Source organism: Priestia sp. SIMBA_032, assembly GCF_046535215.1.
Classification (GTDB): domain Bacteria; phylum Bacillota; class Bacilli; order Bacillales; family Bacillaceae_H; genus Priestia; species Priestia aryabhattai.
Genome location: NZ_JAWRXD010000027.1, coordinates 1 through 18,667, shown reverse-complemented (window position 1 = coordinate 18,667; position 18,667 = coordinate 1). Strand labels below are relative to the sequence as shown.

The 18,667-nt window shown below is 37.8% G+C and carries 22 protein-coding genes and 1 tRNA gene; 20 read left to right on the top strand and 3 right to left on the bottom strand.

Annotated features, from left to right (window positions below):
• Window positions 1–6: 6 nt before the first annotated feature.
• Window positions 7–519, bottom strand: coding sequence for an FMN-binding protein (locus tag SB717_RS30185; RefSeq protein ID WP_074683551.1), 513 nt, complete (start codon window positions 517–519; stop codon window positions 7–9).
• A gap of 293 nt (window positions 520–812) precedes the next feature.
• On the opposite strand from SB717_RS30185, the gene SB717_RS30180 reads away from it, so the two are divergent.
• From SB717_RS30180 to uvsE, 4 genes are all read left to right on the top strand, one after another.
• Window positions 813–1,895, top strand: a complete 1,083-nt coding sequence (locus SB717_RS30180) for a D-alanine--D-alanine ligase (RefSeq protein ID WP_074683552.1) — start codon at window positions 813–815, stop codon at window positions 1,893–1,895.
• 97 nt (window positions 1,896–1,992) lie between these two features.
• Complete coding sequence (locus SB717_RS30175; protein ID WP_074683553.1) at window positions 1,993–3,375, top strand: UDP-N-acetylmuramoyl-tripeptide--D-alanyl-D-alanine ligase; 1,383 nt, start codon at window positions 1,993–1,995, stop codon at window positions 3,373–3,375.
• A 196-nt stretch (window positions 3,376–3,571) separates the two neighbouring features.
• The gene (gene cshA, locus SB717_RS30170) at window positions 3,572–5,083 is read left to right on the top strand and encodes a degradosome RNA helicase CshA (RefSeq protein WP_013054997.1); all 1,512 of its coding nucleotides are present in this window, start codon (window positions 3,572–3,574) and stop codon (window positions 5,081–5,083) included.
• Window positions 5,084–5,178: 95 nt separating this feature from the next.
• Complete coding sequence (gene uvsE / locus SB717_RS30165; protein WP_074683554.1) at window positions 5,179–6,150, top strand: UV DNA damage repair endonuclease UvsE; 972 nt, start codon at window positions 5,179–5,181, stop codon at window positions 6,148–6,150.
• An 8-nt stretch (window positions 6,151–6,158) separates the two neighbouring features.
• On the opposite strand, the gene SB717_RS30160 is transcribed toward uvsE, so the two are convergent.
• Window positions 6,159–6,761 (bottom strand): rhomboid family intramembrane serine protease, encoded by a 603-nt coding sequence (locus tag SB717_RS30160; RefSeq protein WP_074683555.1) that lies wholly within the window; start codon window positions 6,759–6,761, stop codon window positions 6,159–6,161.
• A gap of 64 nt (window positions 6,762–6,825) precedes the next feature.
• On the opposite strand from SB717_RS30160, the gene acpS reads away from it, so the two are divergent.
• From acpS to SB717_RS30090, 14 genes are all read left to right on the top strand, one after another.
• Entirely contained in the window at window positions 6,826–7,191 is a 366-nt protein-coding gene (gene acpS, locus SB717_RS30155; protein WP_028411881.1) for a holo-ACP synthase, read from the top strand.
• Between the two features lie 58 nt (window positions 7,192–7,249).
• Window positions 7,250–8,308: a LolA family protein gene (locus SB717_RS30150; RefSeq protein ID WP_074683556.1), complete on the top strand. Its 1,059-nt coding sequence runs from the start codon at window positions 7,250–7,252 to the stop codon at window positions 8,306–8,308.
• A 113-nt stretch (window positions 8,309–8,421) separates the two neighbouring features.
• Window positions 8,422–9,612, top strand: coding sequence for an alanine racemase (gene alr, locus SB717_RS30145; RefSeq protein ID WP_410906255.1), 1,191 nt, complete (start codon window positions 8,422–8,424; stop codon window positions 9,610–9,612).
• Between the two features lie 200 nt (window positions 9,613–9,812).
• The gene (locus SB717_RS30140; RefSeq protein WP_013055003.1) at window positions 9,813–10,094 is read left to right on the top strand and encodes a CopG family ribbon-helix-helix protein; all 282 of its coding nucleotides are present in this window, start codon (window positions 9,813–9,815) and stop codon (window positions 10,092–10,094) included.
• A 4-nt stretch (window positions 10,095–10,098) separates the two neighbouring features.
• Window positions 10,099–10,449 carry a type II toxin-antitoxin system endoribonuclease NdoA gene (ndoA, locus tag SB717_RS30135; protein ID WP_013055004.1) on the top strand — a complete coding sequence of 117 codons (351 nt, stop codon included), beginning with the start codon at window positions 10,099–10,101 and terminating at the stop codon, window positions 10,447–10,449.
• A gap of 157 nt (window positions 10,450–10,606) precedes the next feature.
• Complete coding sequence (locus tag SB717_RS30130) at window positions 10,607–11,443, top strand: RsbT co-antagonist protein RsbRA (RefSeq protein WP_013055005.1); 837 nt, start codon at window positions 10,607–10,609, stop codon at window positions 11,441–11,443.
• Window positions 11,444–11,445: 2 nt separating this feature from the next.
• Window positions 11,446–11,802, top strand: coding sequence for an STAS domain-containing protein (locus SB717_RS30125; RefSeq protein ID WP_013055006.1), 357 nt, complete (start codon window positions 11,446–11,448; stop codon window positions 11,800–11,802).
• A 3-nt stretch (window positions 11,803–11,805) separates the two neighbouring features.
• Window positions 11,806–12,207: an anti-sigma regulatory factor gene (locus SB717_RS30120; RefSeq protein WP_013055007.1), complete on the top strand. Its 402-nt coding sequence runs from the start codon at window positions 11,806–11,808 to the stop codon at window positions 12,205–12,207.
• Window positions 12,208–12,220: 13 nt separating this feature from the next.
• Window positions 12,221–13,231, top strand: a complete 1,011-nt coding sequence (locus tag SB717_RS30115) for a PP2C family protein-serine/threonine phosphatase (protein WP_013055008.1) — start codon at window positions 12,221–12,223, stop codon at window positions 13,229–13,231.
• A gap of 59 nt (window positions 13,232–13,290) precedes the next feature.
• The gene (locus SB717_RS30110; protein ID WP_013055009.1) at window positions 13,291–13,623 is read left to right on the top strand and encodes an anti-sigma factor antagonist; all 333 of its coding nucleotides are present in this window, start codon (window positions 13,291–13,293) and stop codon (window positions 13,621–13,623) included.
• Window positions 13,620–14,105 carry an anti-sigma B factor RsbW gene (rsbW, locus tag SB717_RS30105; RefSeq protein WP_025753516.1) on the top strand — a complete coding sequence of 162 codons (486 nt, stop codon included), beginning with the start codon at window positions 13,620–13,622 and terminating at the stop codon, window positions 14,103–14,105. Before SB717_RS30110 ends, rsbW begins: the two co-directional genes overlap by 4 nt.
• On the top strand, window positions 14,071–14,865 hold the full coding sequence (gene sigB, locus SB717_RS30100) for an RNA polymerase sigma factor SigB (protein WP_013055011.1): 795 nt from the start codon (window positions 14,071–14,073) through the stop codon (window positions 14,863–14,865). Before rsbW ends, sigB begins: the two co-directional genes overlap by 35 nt.
• Complete coding sequence (locus SB717_RS30095) at window positions 14,865–15,470, top strand: PP2C family serine/threonine-protein phosphatase (RefSeq protein WP_033580804.1); 606 nt, start codon at window positions 14,865–14,867, stop codon at window positions 15,468–15,470. Before sigB ends, SB717_RS30095 begins: the two co-directional genes overlap by 1 nt.
• A gap of 84 nt (window positions 15,471–15,554) precedes the next feature.
• The gene (locus tag SB717_RS30090) at window positions 15,555–17,729 is read left to right on the top strand and encodes a Tex family protein (RefSeq protein ID WP_074683558.1); all 2,175 of its coding nucleotides are present in this window, start codon (window positions 15,555–15,557) and stop codon (window positions 17,727–17,729) included.
• Window positions 17,730–17,786: 57 nt separating this feature from the next.
• On the opposite strand, the gene cmpA is transcribed toward SB717_RS30090, so the two are convergent.
• On the bottom strand, window positions 17,787–17,903 hold the full coding sequence (cmpA, locus tag SB717_RS30085; RefSeq protein ID WP_013055014.1) for a cortex morphogenetic protein CmpA: 117 nt from the start codon (window positions 17,901–17,903) through the stop codon (window positions 17,787–17,789).
• Between the two features lie 109 nt (window positions 17,904–18,012).
• On the opposite strand from cmpA, the gene SB717_RS30080 reads away from it, so the two are divergent.
• A complete protein-coding gene (locus tag SB717_RS30080) occupies window positions 18,013–18,462 on the top strand; it encodes a SprT family protein (RefSeq protein WP_074683559.1) in 450 nt (149 codons plus the stop codon).
• Between the two features lie 134 nt (window positions 18,463–18,596).
• A tRNA-Asn gene (locus SB717_RS30075) sits at window positions 18,597–18,667 on the top strand.

Sequence of the window (18,667 nt, the reverse complement as noted above, 5' to 3'; positions counted from 1 at the left end):
TCTCCTTTATGCATTCATTGCTTGCTGAAGTGCGTCATCCACGGCATTTTGAAAATCTTCTGTGCTAAGCGTTGCTCCGCTCACGACGTCGACATCTGAACTTTGTCTTTGTACGACTTGAGACGGAAGGTCCTCAATGTAACTTTGAGAATAATGAGTATCCGCTTCTGTAATTTCAACTGTATCAATTCGGTCGTTTTTAATGTTCACAGATACGTAGACAGTTCCGATACGATTGCTTCCTTGGCCAGAATACGTACCATCTTTGTATTTTGTTTTAGGAGCAGAAGTTTCGGTACTTGCTGATGACTGGTTTTTATTAGACGAAGCTATATCTTCTCCCCAGCTGTCATTGACAATCGTTTGATTGTCTGTCTGATCTGTCGTTTTTTTCTGATGATGAGCCGGCGTGACTTGAACAGCTTGCGCGTCAGATAGAGTGTTTATATAACCCGTTGCATAAATACTTCCAATGGCTACGCTGCATGCAGCAATCATCTTCTTTCCCATTTTACTCATGTTTGTTGAACCTCCTGATTTGTACCAGAACTATAATTTCAATTGTTGATGGTTATCTTTAGCATAAGTAAACTTTACAAGTAAACTTTTAAAAAAGATTTAAAATCAAGAAGTTTTTTGGAAAAACAAATGAGCTAAAGAAAAAAGTAATTTTAAATAATAAAGGTAGGCGATGGAATTTCTTTCACAAGCCTAGCTATTTTGACATACGTAATAATAGTTAATATTTCTGTTTACTATCTAAACGTGCATGATAAAATAGAAAAGATGAATATGTGTTAGGAGGAACATCAGTGAAAATTAAGCTTGGACTTTTATACGGAGGAAAATCCGCTGAACATAAAGTATCTTTACAAACAGCTCTAGCAGTTTCAAAAGCAATTAATCACGATAAATATGAAGTGCATCCAATTTACATTACAGAAACAGGAAAATGGATTCGCGGCACACAGCTGACTGGTCCGCTTGAAACAGTTGCTCAATTAGAAATTCAAGATAACGGAACAGCTATTTCACCAGTTTCATTGAATACAGAAATGTTTGCATTAACAGATTCAAAAACAGAGGATCAGCTAGATGTTATTTTCCCACTTCTTCATGGTCCAAATGGAGAAGATGGTACGGTACAAGGATTATTAGAATTATTGAATATTCCTTATGTTGGAAATGGTGTATTAGCTTCAGCAGCTGGTATGGATAAAGTTGTAATGAAGCAGCTGTTTGCACAGGCAGGTCTGCCTCAAGTAGAGTACGTATCATTTATCCGCCGCGAGTGGGAAGCAGATCGAACGGCTGCTTATGAAAAAGTAGAAACACTTGGATACCCTTGCTTTGTTAAACCAGCAAACTTAGGTTCAAGTGTTGGGATTAGCAAATGTGATAACCGTGAAGAGTTAGAAGCGGCATTTGTTGAAGCCTTCCTATTCGATCGAAAAATCATTGTAGAAGCAGCAGCAGTTGGTCGTGAAGTTGAAATTGGTGTGCTAGGGAATGATGAAGCAGCTTGTTCAGTAGTTGGAGAAATCTTACCTAAAAAAGCGTTTTACGATTACAAAGCAAAATATGAAGACGGCGATACAGGTCTTATTATTCCAGCTGAAATTACAGAAGAACAGCATCACGAAATGTCAGCACTAGCAATCAAAGCATTTAAAGCAATTGATGGATCTGGTCTTGTACGTGCAGATTTCTTCTTAACATCAGAAGGTAAATTCATTATTAACGAAGTGAATACGATGCCTGGTTTTACACCTTTCAGTATGTTCCCGTTATTGTGGAAACACGCAGGCGTTGAATATCCAGATTTAATTGAAAAACTTGTATCACTAGCAATTGAACGTCATACCGAAAAGCAGCAAATTAAACACACGATGTAACTCACACAACACTATTCATCATGAATAGTGTTTCTGTGTTTAGTTTCAATTAAATAGGATCCATAGTTTACTTTATATCGAGAGGAGCAAACCAACAATGATTAAACGTACGCTTAAACAGCTAGCTGCAATGATTCCAGGAAGTGTATTTCATAGCGGGGACGAAGCAGCTTTAATTGAGGGAGTCTCAATTGATACGAGAACCATTCAGCACGGCAATTTATATATCCCAATTAAAGGGGAACGTTTTAACGGGCATACATTTGTCGATAAAGCAATTGAAAACGGAGCGGTCGCTACTCTGTGGAACAAAGATGAAGAAAACCCACCGACAGACATTAGTGTTATTTTAGTCGATGATACGCTAGAAGCTCTTCAGCAATTAGCGAAATCCTATCGTCACGAGTTAGATATTAAAGTAGTAGGCATTACAGGAAGTAACGGAAAGACAACGGCAAAAGACATGGTAAAAGCTGTGCTTGATACAACTTACCGTGTTCTGAAAACAGATGGAAACTTTAATAATCATATTGGCATGCCGCTTACTATTTTGCGTTTAGATGAAACTCATGATATTGCAGTTTTAGAAATGGGCATGAGCAGTCGGGGGGAAATTGAGTTTCTTTCTAATTTAGCGGAGCCTGATGTGGCCATTATTACAAATATCGGAGAATCGCACCTTCAAGACTTAGGAAGCCGTGATGGAATTGCGGAGGCAAAATTAGAAATTACAAGTGGCTTAGCGCCAACGGGTCAGCTTGTCTACAATGGTGATGAGCCGCTTTTAACGTCGCGCGTAGTTAATCCAGCATTTGAAACGGTGACATTTGGCAGCTCAAAACAAAACGACCTGTATCCAAGTGCTATTTCAGCTGAAGAGTTAGGAACAACATTCACTGTTTCACGTGAAACAACATATTCATTCTTTATCCCGGTATTAGGTAAACATAATGTTCACAATGCGCTTTCTGCTATTGCGGTAGGTCATTATTTTGGACTAGACAATGAAACAATCGCTAAGGGATTAAAAGAATTAAAGCTAACAAATATGCGTATGGAGCTTGTAAAACGAACAGATGGCCTGACCTTCATTAATGACGCATATAACGCAAGTCCAACGTCCGTTAAAGCTGCTATCACGTTGATGCATGATTTAGAAGGCTATAAGCAAAAAATTCTTGTTCTCGGGGATATGCTTGAATTAGGCGATCAGGAAAAAGAGTTCCACAAAGAAGTGGGAGAGTTTATTCAAGCAGAAAAAATTGATTATGTTCTAACGTACGGTCCTTTATCTGTTGAAATTGAGCAAGGAGCAAAAAATAATTTTGCAGAAGATAAGGTAATGCACTTTGAGGAGAAAGATGAGCTTGTTAAAAAATTAACAGCGATTACAACAAGAGAAGATGTGGTTTTAGTGAAAGCATCTCGAGGGATGAAGCTTGAGGAAGTTATCTCAAAAATGATGCATAAATTACCGTGATATTAAAAAGAGTATAAGTAAGCTCTATTGCAAACGGAAAGCCATAGTGTTATGATGTAGTCTGAGTGTCTTGAGGCGCTTATACTCTAAACGTTGAATTTATTGAAGTAGTCGTTTAGAGCATTTTCCGTTTCCTCGGAGAATGCTTTTTTTTGTAAAATATAGATAGTCTAAATATAAAAGGAGTTTGAAAAACTTGGCATTATTTCAAGATTTAGGATTAAGTCAACAGCTTAACAAAGCTGTGAGTAAAATGGGTTTTGAAGAAGCAACACCAATTCAATCAGAAACTATCCCATTAGCACTAGAAGGTCACGATTTGATCGGACAAGCACAAACAGGAACAGGTAAAACAGCGGCATTTGGTATTCCTCTTATTGAAAAAGTTGATGTAAACGTAGATGCAATTCAAGGGTTAATTATTGCTCCTACTCGTGAACTTGCTGTACAGGTATCTGAAGAACTTTACAAAATTGGTCAAACAAAGCGCGTACGCGTGCTATCAATTTATGGTGGTCAAGATATCAGTCGTCAAATTCGTGCATTGAAAAAGCACCCTCATATCATCGTAGGGACACCAGGACGTATGCTAGATCATATTAATCGTCGTACACTTCGTCTACAAGATGTTCATACAGTTATTTTAGATGAAGCAGATGAAATGTTAAACATGGGATTCATCGAAGACATTGAAAAAATCTTATCAAACGTACCTGAGAACCACCAAACACTTTTATTCTCAGCAACAATGCCTACTCCAATCCGTCGCATTGCTGAAAAATTCATGAACGAACCAAAAGTGGTAAAAGTAAAAGCAAAAGAAGTGACGATGCCAAATATTACGCAGTATTATTTAGAAGTACAAGAAAAGCGTAAATTTGATATCCTTACTCGTCTTTTAGATATGCAATCACCTGAATTAGCTATCATCTTTGGTCGTACAAAGCGCCGTGTTGATGAGTTATCAGAAGCATTAAATATGCGTGGTTATTCTGCACAAGGTATCCATGGTGACTTGACGCAATCGAAACGTCTATCTGTACTACGTCAATTTAAAGAAGGTTCTATTGATGTATTAGTTGCGACGGACGTAGCTGCGCGCGGACTTGATATTTCTGGTGTTACGCATGTATACAACTTTGATATCCCTCAAGATCCGGAGAGCTATGTACACCGTATCGGACGTACAGGACGTGCTGGTAAAATGGGTGCTGCTATGACATTTGTAACGCCAAGAGAAACTGGACAGTTACACAATATTGAGCGTACAACAAAACGTAAAATGGAGCGTTTGACTCCTCCAACGCTTGATGAAGCAATGGAAGGTCAACAGCGTATTGCAGCTGACAAATTAACAGAATCTGTGACACAAGGCAACTTATCTTACTATAAACAGTTGGCAGAAGAGTTACTTGAAGAGCACGATTCAGTTTCATTAGTGGCAGCAGCAATCAAATTATTTACAAAAGAACCAAACGAATCACCAATTCAATTAACTGCTGAACCACCGGTAATTGCAAAAGGTGATAAAAACAAACGTGGAAATGGCGGAGGTCGTTCACGTTCTAACTCTAAAAACTACTCACAGCAAAATCGTCGTGGAAACTCAAAGCGTTTTGGTGACAAGCGTCGCGGTGGAAGCAACGGCAGTGATAATAGAAATCGCAATAGCAGCAGTAATCGTAAAGATTCTCGCAGCAAAGCGTAAAATAAAAACGAGCCTTAACAGGCTCGTTTTTTTTATGTGTTAATTGCTATTTTATTGGTGCACACTATGAGTAAAATAAAATGGGGTGTTCACTGATGTCGACCATTGTTCGGTTAGGTTATGTGGCGATGAGCGTTCATTTGGAAAATAGTTCTCCTTCTCAAACAATGACTTTTGCACAATTTCAGCGTGTGAAAGACCATGAAGCGGCCATTCGCAAGCTCGAACGTATTGCAATATCCAACTTAGAAAACTGCTTACGGTTATTAAAACATAATGCGTGGAGTGAAATTGAGTTTTTTCGATTCAGTTCTAAGTTAATTCCGTTAGCTAACCATGAGGCGCTAAAAGAATGGAACTACATAGCTCCTTTAAAAGATGCTCTTCAGCGTATTTCTGTATTTTTGAAGGAACATCCAATGCGAGTAGATTTTCATCCGGATCATTTTGTTGTTTTAAATTCAACGGATAAAGAGGTTTTTAAGCATTCTATCCAAACTCTTCGCATGCATCAAAAGTTGCTGAAAGGAATGGATATTCCACTTCAAAATCGCTGTGTTTTACATGTTGGAGGAGCTTATAATGATAAAGAAAAGGCATTGGAGCAGTTTATTCATAATTGGGGGCTTGTACCTCAATCCCTTCAGCAAATGATTATGTTGGAAAACGACGATACAACCTTTCATATAAAGGACGTCTTGTATTTATGTGAAAAACTAAATGTCCCAATCATTTTTGATCTTCATCATCATCAGGCGAACAACGATGAAACTTCGTGGCAAGAGCATTGGGATCGTATCATTCGAACATGGGAACATGAAACGCTTCCTCTAAAAATGCATATATCTAGTCCTAAAAGTGATAAAGAATTTAGAGCTCATGCAGATTATATCGATGTTAATGGGTTTTACAGCTTTTTAAAAGAAGTAAATGGAACGATACCGCAAATCGATTGCATGATTGAAGCTAAGAAAAAAGATGAAGCACTCTTTCAGTTAGTAAGAGATTTAAAGTCTTATGAAGATGTGGAATTTATTAACTCATCCACTTTTTATATTAAATCCTAAAGCAGGCCTCATATCTGTGGCTTGTTTTTCTGTTTGAATATAAGAAAAGAGAGAACAAATCCAGCAATACCTCCAGCGAAATGAGCAGTGTTGTTGGTTCCTGGGGTTAGCAGACCTGAAAGTAATCCAATAACTAAAAAGACGACAATGATTTGCTGGTTGCTTTTAGAAAGCATATGCTTTTGTTTTATGACAAGATAGAGGTAAAATCCAAGCAGTCCGAAAATGGCACCGGATGCACCCACATGGCTGTAAAAAGAAGATTGGATTAGAAATGTAACGATATTTCCAAGCAATCCACACGTAAGGTAGAATAGAAGAAACTTATAAGAAGAAAGAATGCGCTCAGCACCCGGTCCTAACAAGAACAATGAAAATGAGTTAAAAAGAAGGTGTGAAAAGCTTAGATGCAAAAAGATAGGTGTGAAAAGCCGCCAGTAGTCTCCTTGGGAAATTAAACTATTCACACCAATAAGCTGATGTATAAAAGATTCTGCAAGGTGTAAGGGAAGAGCGGCAAGTAACCATAGCGCAATGTGGATGCAGATAAGCGTAAAGGTAACAGGATAAAAACGTTTAAATTCAGCTGCATTTTCTGTGCGTACGAACATATTTGTCACTCCTTTTTATAAAGGCATTTTTATATACTATTCTGTAAGAGAGGATTAAATGAAAATGATTATAGGAACTGGAATTGATATTACAGAGTTAGAGCGGATTGAAAAAATGGTGCAGCGTCAAAGCGCTTTTATTACTCGGATTTTAACAAAAAACGAAAGAGAACGCTATGAAAAGCTATCAAGCCGGCGCAAGGTCGAATTTTTAGCAGGAAGATTTGCTGTGAAGGAAGCATATTCGAAAGCTCTTGGAACAGGAATAGGAAAAGATTTCAGCTTCCAAGATATCGAAATCGTGAATGATGAAAGAGGAAAACCTCACATTGTTACAAAACAACCACTGGAAGCGTCTGTACACGTATCTATTTCCCACAGTGCGCACTATGCAATTGCTCAAGTAATTATTGAACGCTTGTCAAGCTAGTCTGCATATTCACTATTTCTTGTTCATATATTCATAGTGTGGATAGGGGAGACAAGATATGTTCTTGCTTCTCCGTTTAGCTGTGAATATACGAAATAAAGGAGTTGGGGAAATGCATAAAAAATGGGTTGGCTTATTTGTTTGCGCCTTTTTTCTCTTAGCCTTATCAGCATGCGGTGAAAAAAGTCAGCAGGATGTAACAGATGCATTGGATGCCAAGGTACAAGAAATGGCGGGGTATAAATCAGATGCTAAGATGACATTGAATACAGGGAAAGATGCTCAAGTATACGATGTAGAGATTTGGCATAGTAAGCCTATGTATTATCGAGTGAATTTGAAAAATACAAAGAAAGATCAAAGCCAAATGATTTTGCGTAATGATGAAGGGGTTTTTGTTTTAACGCCTGCCTTAAATAAAAGCTTTCGTTTTCAAAGTGACTGGCCGCAAAATAGCAGTCAAGCTTATTTGTATGAATCCCTTGTCCAAGATATTGTAAAGGATGAAAAGGCAAGTTTTAAATCAACAGATAAGCATTATATTTTTGAAACAAAAACCAACTATCAAAATAGCACAATGCTTCCTAAACAAGAAATTACGCTGAACAAAAGTGACTTAACGCCTGTTTCGGTTAAAATTATGGATACGGATAATAAAGTGTTAATAAAAGTTGATTTCTCTAAGGTGAAATTCGATTCTAAGTTTGATAAAGGGGCTTTTGATACAAAAAGAAACATGACAAGTGCAAAGATTGACATTCCGACATTAGCTCAGCAAAAATCATTTAGCGTTCTTTATCCTAATGATGTTCCAAAAGGTACAAAGCTGTCCAAGGAAAAGAAAATTGAGACGGAAAATGGCGAGAGAGTCGTTTTAATGTACAAAGGAGAAAAGCCGTTTACGCTTGTACAAGAAAAAGCTCAAGTAGCTAAAACAGCAACATCTACAGTTACTGCCGGGGAGCCATTTGATTTAGGTTTTACTGTGGGGGCTTTAACGGATAAAAGTCTATCTTGGACATATAATGGAGTAGACTTTATGCTGGCTTCTGATCAGCTAACACCAGATGAATTGAGTACAGTTGCTAGATCTGTGCAAAGTCAGATGGGAAAATAAGAGAAGCTTACAAGCCTGCATATATGTAGGCTTGTTCTTGCTTAATTTGAATAAAGATCGAGATGAAGTTTGGCTATAGATGTATTATAATAACAGAGGAAAGTACGTTTAGAATGGTTCTGAAAAAAGGAAGTGTCGTAGTAATGGATGCGTTTTATAGAGAAACATGGGCAGAAATTGATGTAGAAGCCATTTTTCAAAATGTGAATCATGTAAGAGAACTGATACCAGGGCATAAAATGTTAATGGCCGTAGTAAAAGCGAATGCGTACGGGCATGGAGATAAAGAAGTAGCAGAGATTGCGCTTCAAGCTGGCGCTGATATGCTAGCTGTAGCTTTTTTGGATGAAGCTATTGCTCTTCGAAAAAAAGGAATAAAGGAATCTATTTTAGTATTAGGAGCCGTGCCCCCCTTACACATTCAAACCGCATTGGAGTGGGATGTAACGGTAACTGCTTATAGCAAAGCTTGGATTGAAGAAGCGGCGTCCATTCTAGGTGAAAACAGTCAGTTGCATATGCATTTAAAAATAGATACAGGCATGGGTCGCTTAGGAATTAGAACAAAAGAAGAATTACACGAAACGATGAATATCATCACTTCTCATTCAGGATTCGCGCTGGATGGAGTGTTTACACACTTTGCAACAGCAGACGAGCTAAATTCGCCTTATTTTGAAGAACAATACACATTCTTTGAAGAAATGGTTCGAATTGTGAAAGAACATAATTTTACGCCTCCGATAATTCACTGTGCAAATAGCGCAGCCTTGCTTCGTCGTCCGAACGATATCTTTAATGGCGTACGCTTAGGTATCTCTATGTATGGCTTGAGTCCTTCCGAGGAATTAAAAGAAGTCTTGCCAATTCCGTTAAAACAAGCTTTTTCGCTGCACAGCCGTATTGTGCATGTTAAAAAAGTCAAAAAAGGGAGTCATATCAGTTACGGAGCTACTTATGAAGCTAAAGAAGATGAATGGATTGCTACTATTCCAGTAGGATATGCAGACGGCTGGATTCGTAAATTAAGTAATTTTGAAGTCTTAGTAGATGGAGTTAAAGTGCCAATTGTTGGTAGAATATGCATGGATCAATTGATGATTAAATTGCCTAAAATGTATAAAACGGGTACAAAAGTAACATTTATTGGAAAGCAAAAAGGTGCTGAAATTACAATTGATGAAGTAGCGAAGCATCTTGAAACAATTAATTATGAAATCCCTTGCATGATTGCAGCAAGGGTTCCGAGGGTTTATACAAGAGATTCGCAGCATATTGATGTTAATAATTATATCTTGCGCTGAATATACATCTTCCTGAGTCAACATAAAAAGCCTGCGAACAAAAGACAATAAAATAATAACTTCCATGCATAAAAGAGGGTATCAATTGACGATAATAGTGTAGAAATTGACAGAATTAACTTTCCATTAAAGCTAATCAATGTTATGATAAGGAAAGATGAGACTATTGGTGTGTGTATTGATGTTGGAGGTGTATGTTTGTGTCTGAAGCGAGCGCAACTACAGAAATCCTAGTAAGATTACCGAAAAATTTAGTATCGGAGCTCGATCTTATGGTTAAACAAGAAAATGGCAACCGAAGTGATTTTATTCACCAAGCAACAAAATTGTACCTTCGTGAGCGAAAAAAACGCCATATTCGCGAATCAATGAGACGTGGATATATGGAGATGGCAAAGATAAACTTAAATATTGCTTCCGAGGCTTTTCTAGCAGAGTATGAAGCTGATCATACTGTGGATCGTTTAGTAAGCGGGGGGTAATGACTTGGTAGTCAAACGTGGCGACGTTTATTTTGCTGACCTATCTCCTGTTGTTGGCTCAGAACAAGGAGGCGTTCGCCCTGTACTTGTCATTCAAAATGATATAGGCAATCGTTTTAGCCCAACTGTTATTGTAGCTGCGATCACTGCTCAAATTCAAAAGGCAAAGTTACCTACGCATGTTGAAATTGATGCAAAGCGCTATGGATTTGAGCGAGATTCAGTTATTTTACTAGAACAAATTCGTACTATTGATAAACAGAGGCTAACAGACAAGATTACCCATTTAGATGATGAAATGATGGACAGAGTGGATGAAGCCTTGCAAATCAGTGTAGGACTTATCGACTTTTAGAATTATACTTCCATTTATGCTAAGTTGCTCCTTTATGAGCAACTTTTTTAATTTGACTAGGAATAATCAGTAAACGTATATTGTAATAAGAAACGTTTTAAAAATGATAATATATATATAGATATAAATGAGTGTATTGACTCACAAGGAGGACCTCATGAATCAAGATTTATTCAATTATATACAAAATCATAAATCAGAAATTTTTGATCGATGGCTAGTGTTAATGAATGATGTGGAAACAGAGCGGATTAAAAACATCGTATCCGAGCAAGTGTACGTAAATGTAAGCTCTGATTTTGTAAATTTACTTTTGGCAAAAGCATTCCGTGATCAGGAAAATTTTGCAGAGGAACTAGAGGAAGTAGTAGGACGAGTTGTGAGTTTAGGCTGGCCTCTTGCTTATTTGACACAGGGTGTACGTAACTTGGGTCATGTAGTGGTTGAAGGGTATGTAAACAGTGAACATGTAAAGGCTGATCAAACTCATTCTGAATTGTTCTATCGGTTTGACAAGTGGTTAAGCCCTATTTATAACAAAATAGTAGAACAATACTCCAACTCGTGGGAAAATACAGTTATGTTGCAAAAAGTTGCACTTCAAGAATTGTCTGCTCCATTAATACCGGTATTTGATAAAATTACGGTAATGCCGCTTGTGGGAACGATTGACACTGATCGTGCAAAGAAAATTATGGAAAACTTACTGCAAGGTGTCGTAAAGCACCGATCAGAGGTCGTATTAATAGATATTACCGGAGTACCAGTAGTGGATACGATGGTTGCCCATCATATTATTCAAGCTGCTGAAGCCGTGCGTTTGGTTGGAGCCAAGTGTTTGTTAGTAGGAATTCGTCCGGAAATTGCTCAGACTATTGTGAACTTAGGTATTAACTTAAACGAAATTATTACGAAAAACTCATTGAAAAAAGGCGTAGAGTTTGCGTTAGAAATGACTGAGCGGAAAATAGTTGATATAGAATCGGAGGAATAAACGTGAGAATACCCATTTTGAAATTGTACGACTATTTATTGGTATCCATTCAATGGGAGCTGGATGATCAAACGGCTATTCAATTCCAAGAAGATTTGCTAAGTAAAATTCATCAAACTGGAGCAAAAGGAGTGGTAATCGATTTAACTTCAATTGATATGATCGATTCATTCATCGCAAAAGTGTTAGGTGACGTAGTTAGCATGTCTAATTTGATGGGGGCCAGAGTAGTATTAACAGGTATCCAGCCTGCAGTAGCTATTACACTTGTTGAGTTAGGGATTGGCCTAAACGATGTTCTTACTGCACTCGATTTAGAAAAAGGTCTTGAGAAACTCCAATCGGAATTGGGGGATTAGTATATGGAATTCCAATCCAGCGTAAAAATCGTAACAGAATGGGACATCGTAGCGGCACGCCAATTAGGTAGAAATGTGTCGAAAGAGCTAGGGTTTGGAACAGTTGACCAAGCTCGTATTACAACCGCCATTTCTGAATTAGCTCGTAATATTTACCTATATGCGGGTAAGGGTCAAATCTATATTGAGAAATTAAATCGTGGAGGAAAAAACGGTCTTCTTGTCGTAGCAACAGATGAAGGGCCAGGTATCCCCGACGTTCGCAAAGTAATGGAAGATGGATACTCAACATCGGGTGGACTAGGAGCTGGGCTTCCTGGGGTAAAACGATTGATGGATGAGTTTGACATCGAAACAAATGTCGGAGAAGGTACTGAGATTAAAGCAGTTAAGTGGCTCCGGTAGGAGGAAATAGATAATGTCTTTTGATAAAGAGATGAGAGATTTATACAAAGATATTTTGGGGAACTATATCCAAACACAAAATGAACAAATTTTGTATCAAGGACAAAAACTAAGTAGAAAATCTTTAGAGAATGAAATATCGCCAGAAGATATTGTGAGCATTCATAAAGAAGTGATTGAAGAAATTTATTCTGATATTCCAGAAAAAGTGCTGCATTCTCTGGACTTTTTACTTGAGGTAATGATTAGCTACGGTCTTGCTCTTCGCGAGCATCAAACATTAAAAAATAAGCAGCGGGAACTTCGTTCTGAAATTGAAGTTGCCGCTAACGTCCAGCAGACGTTATTAGGGACAAAAGTTCCTGCTAGTTCAACTTTAGAAATTGGCGCGATTAGCGTACCGGCTAAACAGATGAACGGAGATTATTTTCACTTTGTAGAAGAAGAACATGGTGGGTTAAGTATTGCCATTGCCGATGTAATCGGAAAAGGAATTCCAGCTGCAATGTGTATGTCTATGATCAAGTATGCAATGGACAGCTTACCGGACTCAAGAAAAAATCCAAGTTACGTATTAGAGAACTTGAATAATATTGTAGAGCGGAACGTAGATCCAAGTATGTTTATTACGATGTTCTACGGAAGCTACAATCCCGAGACAAACTTATTTGATTACGCATCTGCAGGGCATGAGCCAGGCTTTTATTATGACGCTAAAGCTGATTCATTTGAAGATTTGGAAGCAAAAGGACTCGTGCTAGGAGTCGATCGCCATGTGAAATATCTTCAGTACGAGCAGCAGCTTTCAAAAGGCGATATGATTGTTCTGTTAACAGATGGTGTAACAGAATGCAGAACTGAAGAAGGATTTATCGAAAGATTGGACATCATAAAATTAATTCGAAAATACATGCATTTGTCTCCTCAAGAAATTGTAGAATCTGTATATAAAGAGCTGGAAAAATTACAGCATTTTCAATTGAGAGATGACTTTACATTGATTATTTTGAAGAGTTTAGTTTAAGTATTCTAAATAAGGGTACAGAAAATATAGCACAAAATTAGAGGGGGTCTACTAATACGATGAATTTAAAAATAGATATACAAAAGGACGGTCAAGCATATCGTATTAAGCTGGCTGGAGAGATTGACGCGTATACAGCACCTAAGCTAAAAGAAAAGTTCATGGAAATTACTGAACATACTGAACCGGAAATTATAGTTGATTTAACCGATGTATCATACATGGATAGTACAGGGCTGGGTGTATTTATTGCATTGTTAAAAGCCAATAAGAAAAATAACGGCTCTTTGAAATTTGTTGGTGTATCAGAGCGCATCAAGCGCTTATTTGATATTACGGGCCTCACAGACATTTTAAACGTGAATTCACAAGTAGAAGGTGGCGTAAAATGAAACAGCCTTATGACTTTGTTGAGATGAAGATTCCTGCTAAGCCAGACTACGTAGCAATTATTCGACTGACGCTGTCTGGTGTAGCGAACCGGATGGGTTTTTCTTATGATGAAATTGAAGATATGAAAATTGCTGTGAGTGAGGCATGTACAAATGCCGTACAGCATGCTTACAAGAGTGAAGAAAATGGTGAAGTGAGAGTAGGTTTTGGTTTATTTGATGACCGTTTAGAAATCATGGTGGTCGATAAAGGTGAAAGCTTTAATTTTGAAGAGCTTAAGGAACATATAGGACCTTATGAAACATCAAAAGAAGTTGAATTTCTTCCTGAAGGTGGACTTGGTTTATATTTAATTGAGACACTAATGGACGAAGTGAAAATGGTCAATTCAAAAGGTGTAACGCTAATGATGACTAAGTATGTGCAAAGAGAGCAGGTGGAGAGTGATGAAAACACAGTCTCAACCTATGAAATTAACTAAAGAACAGGTTCAGGAACGAATTGAGCGCTTTCAAAAGACGCAGGATGAAGAAGCACAAAGTGATCTAGTAGTACATTACAAGAACCTTGTTGAATCTATTGCACGTCGTTATTCAAAAGGCAGAAGCTTACATGAAGATATTGTGCAGGTAGGGATGCTAGGACTGTTAGGAGCTATTAGAAGGTATGATGCTTCATTTGGAAGAAGCTTTGAATCGTTTGCTGTTCCTACAATCATTGGAGAGATTAAGCGATTTTTACGCGATAAAACGTGGAGTGTTCACGTACCGCGCCGCATTAAAGAATTAGGTCCTAAAATTAAAGCAGCTGTCGAAGAGCTAACAACCCGTTTACAGCGATCTCCTCAAGTAAAAGAAATTGCTGATCATATCGGAGTGACAGAGGAAGAAATTTTAGAAACGATGGAGATGGGGCAAAGTTATCAAGCGTTGTCTGTTGATCATTCCATTGAAGCAGACTCTGATGGAAGTACTGTTACAATCCTTGATTTAGTAGGTGAACAAGAGTCGGGTTATGAGAAAACTGATCAGCGCTTAGTGTTAGAAAAGATTCTTCATGTATTAAGCGATAGAGAAAAAGAAGTGATTCGCTATACATTTATTGAAAATCTGAGTCAAAAAGATGCCGGTGAGAAATTAGGGATTTCTCAAATGCATGTATCTCGACTGCAAAGAAGAGCTCTTGATAAGCTAAGGACTGCAGCTCGCTCAGATTCTAACGATTCGGAGTATATGTCGTGATGACAGTAGACCCGAATACAAAGTCGATTCAAACTCATATATACCAAGAGCCAAAGCAAGGGAACGTGTGTTGTGGAGATAGTTACTATGTCAAAGAAACGGATGACTATTTTCTATGTGCAGTAGCAGATGGATTAGGAAGCGGTGAACAAGCCAGAGCCGCTTCTGTAGCTGTTACAGATGTAGCGAAAGCTCATCATCATCTAGATGTGGATGAAATCATTTCTAAGTGCAACAAGGCTACTCGACATACAAGAGGCGCGGCAGTAGCTATTTTAAAAATTGATAAAAAACATAATGAATTTCATTACACAAATGTAGGTAATATCCGCTTTTATCTGTATTCTCCGGAGGGGAAATTAACGTACCCTCTGCCAATTCAAGGTTTTTTATCAGGGAAAATTCAAAAGTTCCGCACACAAACCTTCCCATATGACTCCGGTTCTAAATTTTTGATTCATACAGATGGCTTAGAATTAAAAGAGATTAAATCTGTTTTTGCTAACTCGATGAATGTCGATCAATTGTCGACACGGCTACAGGCAGCAATTCGATCTCATAATGACGATATTACGTATATCGCTGGTCATCTTCCAACTGCATAGCCTTTCTTTTTAGCTCACATGTGTTATTGCATGTGAGTTTTGTTACAATAGAGACAAAGTTTCATTTAGGTAGGAGGATAAGCTGTGTCTGTTGCAACGAAATTAGATAATCAAATTGTTCAACGTGTAAGTAAAGAGGTAGAGATTTCACCAAAGCAAGTACAAAACGTAATTGCTTTAGTAGAAGACGGTAATACAGTTCCCTTTATTGCTCGATATAGAAAAGAACAAACTGGTGCTTTGGATGAAGTCCAAATCCGGAATATTTTAGATTCCTGGAACTACTTAATGAATTTAGAGGAGCGTAAAGAGGAAGTTCATCGATTAATTGAAGAGCAAGGGAAATTAACTGAGGAACTGGCTGCTCAAATTCATCAAGCGAAGAAATTGCAGCAAGTAGAGGATTTATACCGCCCTTTTAAGCAAAAACGACGTACAAAAGCAACTGTAGCAAAAGAAAAAGGTCTTGAACCATTAGCACAGTGGCTACTAAGTTTCCCGCATTCTGACGTGAAGAATGAAGCGCAAACATACATAAATGAAGAAGCGGGAGTTCAATCTTCTGACGAAGCTATTCAGGGAGCCCTAGACATTGTAGCGGAACAAATTTCTGACGAAGCATCTTACCGTCAATGGATTCGTACGACCACTGTAAAAGATGGCATAATTGTTACTTCAGTCAAAGATCCGGAAAAAGACGAAAAAAATATCTATGAAATGTACTATGAATATACAGAAGCGGTAAAGCGAATCGTTCCTCATCGTATCTTAGCTATGAACAGAGGAGAAAAAGACGGCATTTTAAAAGTGAGTATTGATGCGCCTACAGATCGTATTCTTTCATATTTACATAAAGAAGTAATCAAGAAAAGGGATTCTTCAGCTGAAGGTTATATCATCTCAGCTATAGAAGATGCCTATAAACGCTTAATAGAACCATCTATTGAACGCGAAATCCGTAAAGAGCTATCAGAAAAAGCGGAAGAAAGAGCCATTCACATCTTTTCTGAAAACTTACGAAAACTTCTTCTCCAACCTCCATTGAAAGGGAAAGTAGTATTAGGAGTAGATCCAGCTTTTCGAACAGGCTGTAAATTAGCTGTAGTAGATGAAACAGGCAAGGTATTAAACATTGATGTTATTTATCCACATCCTCCTGTGAGAAAAGCAGCTGAAGCGCAAAATAAATTAAAGAAAATGTTTGCTGAGTACCCTATTGAAGTAGTGGCAATTGGAAACGGAACGGCATCTCGCGAAACGGAGCAATTTGTAGCGGATGTTCTTAAAGAAATTGAAAACCCAGTTTATTATTTGATTGTGAATGAAGCGGGAGCAAGCGTATATTCGGCATCTGATGTTGCTAGAGAAGAATTTCCTGATTTTCAAGTAGAAGAGCGAAGCGCTGTATCGATTGCCAGAAGGCTGCAAGATCCGCTGGCTGAACTTGTGAAAATTGATCCTAAGTCGGTAGGAGTAGGGCAGTATCAGCATGATGTGTCTCAAAAGCAATTAAATGATTCATTAACCTTTATTGTAGAGACAGTAGTAAATCAGGTAGGAGTAAATGCAAACACGGCTTCTGCTTCGCTTCTACAATACGTTGCTGGTCTAAATAAGACAGTTGCTCAAAACATTGTAAAATATCGGGATGAAAACGGAAAGTTCTCTAACCGAAAACAGTTGAAGAAAATTCCGCGTCTAGGTGCTAAAACGTACGAGCAGTGTATTGGGTTTTTGCGTATTATAGAAGGTGAAGAACCTTTAGACAGAACGGGTATCCATCCTGAAACATATGGCGACGTTAAAAAGCTTTTAAAGAAAGCGGAAGTGAAAGAGACTGAGCTTGGAACGGAGAAAGTAAAAGAAGCATTAAAACATATTTCTTTACCCGAAATATCAGAAGAACTAAGCATAGGGGAGCTTACTTTAAAAGACATTATAGAAGCGCTCGTAAGACCGGAAAGAGACCCTCGTGATGAACTGCCAAAACCTTTGCTCCGTCAGGATATTTTGAAGCTAGAGGATCTAGCAAAAGGTATTCAGCTTGAAGGCACGGTGCGAAACGTCGTAGACTTCGGAGCGTTCATTGATATAGGAGTTAAGCAAGACGGTCTAGTCCATATTTCTAAATTAACGAATCGGTACGTTAAGCACCCCCTCGATGTCGTTTCAGTAGGAGATTTGGTGAATGTGTGGGTAGAAGACGTAGATATGAAAAAAGGAAGAGTCGCACTGACAATGATTCCACCTCATCAATAATAAAATTGCCTTTTCAGATTTTCTGAAAAGGCAATTTTATTTGTAAAAAGAAGTGATTTAAGAAGCGGAGTTATTTTTTTGATAAAAAAACCAACATTGATTGAGCAATTTTATTTGTGCACGGTCTTTTTCAGAATAAGCGCGCCTCATTTGTTTTTGTAGCCACATTGGCATAAGGACAATCACTCCTTTTCATTTATGATAAGGTAAATAGTGAGTATGTAATGAAGTGTATGCCCAAAGAGCTAGTCAGGTGATTTCATACAGTAGAGGAGTATATAAGATGAATGATAAGGATTTACAAATACTTGTAGAAGAAATTTCATTGAAGCTGTTTCACAAACCATTTCGTCATGAAGCCACTTTTAATTCTCGTTTACGTACGACAGGTGGAAGGTATTTATTACGTACATCTAATATAGAAGTAAACTACAAATACTTTGAACAATATGGCAGACAAGAAATAGTAGCAATCATTAAACATGAGCTCTGTCACTATCATTTGCATATTGAGGGGAAAGGGTATAAGCATGGAGATCAAGACTTTAAAAGCCTAATGAAAAAAGTAGGCGCCCCCCGATTTTGTCAGGCATTGAAAAAAGAAAGTGATGGAAAGAAAAAAGAGCACATATATGTATGTATGCAGTGTGAGCAAAAATATGTTCGAAGAAGAAAAGTGAACACGGTTAAATATGTTTGTGGGAAGTGTAAAGGTAAATTAAAAAAAATGTAGAAGATGCTTGACTAAAATAGATTGATTATGATAAATTAATAAAGTCGTCTCAAATAAACGGCAAAGAAATTACAAAAACTTATTGACATTACAAATAATGTCGATTACAATGTAAGAAGTCTGATGAATATTATTCCACAGTAGCTCAGTGGTAGAGCTATCGGCTGTTAACCGATCGGTCGTAGGTTCGAGTCCTACCTGTGGA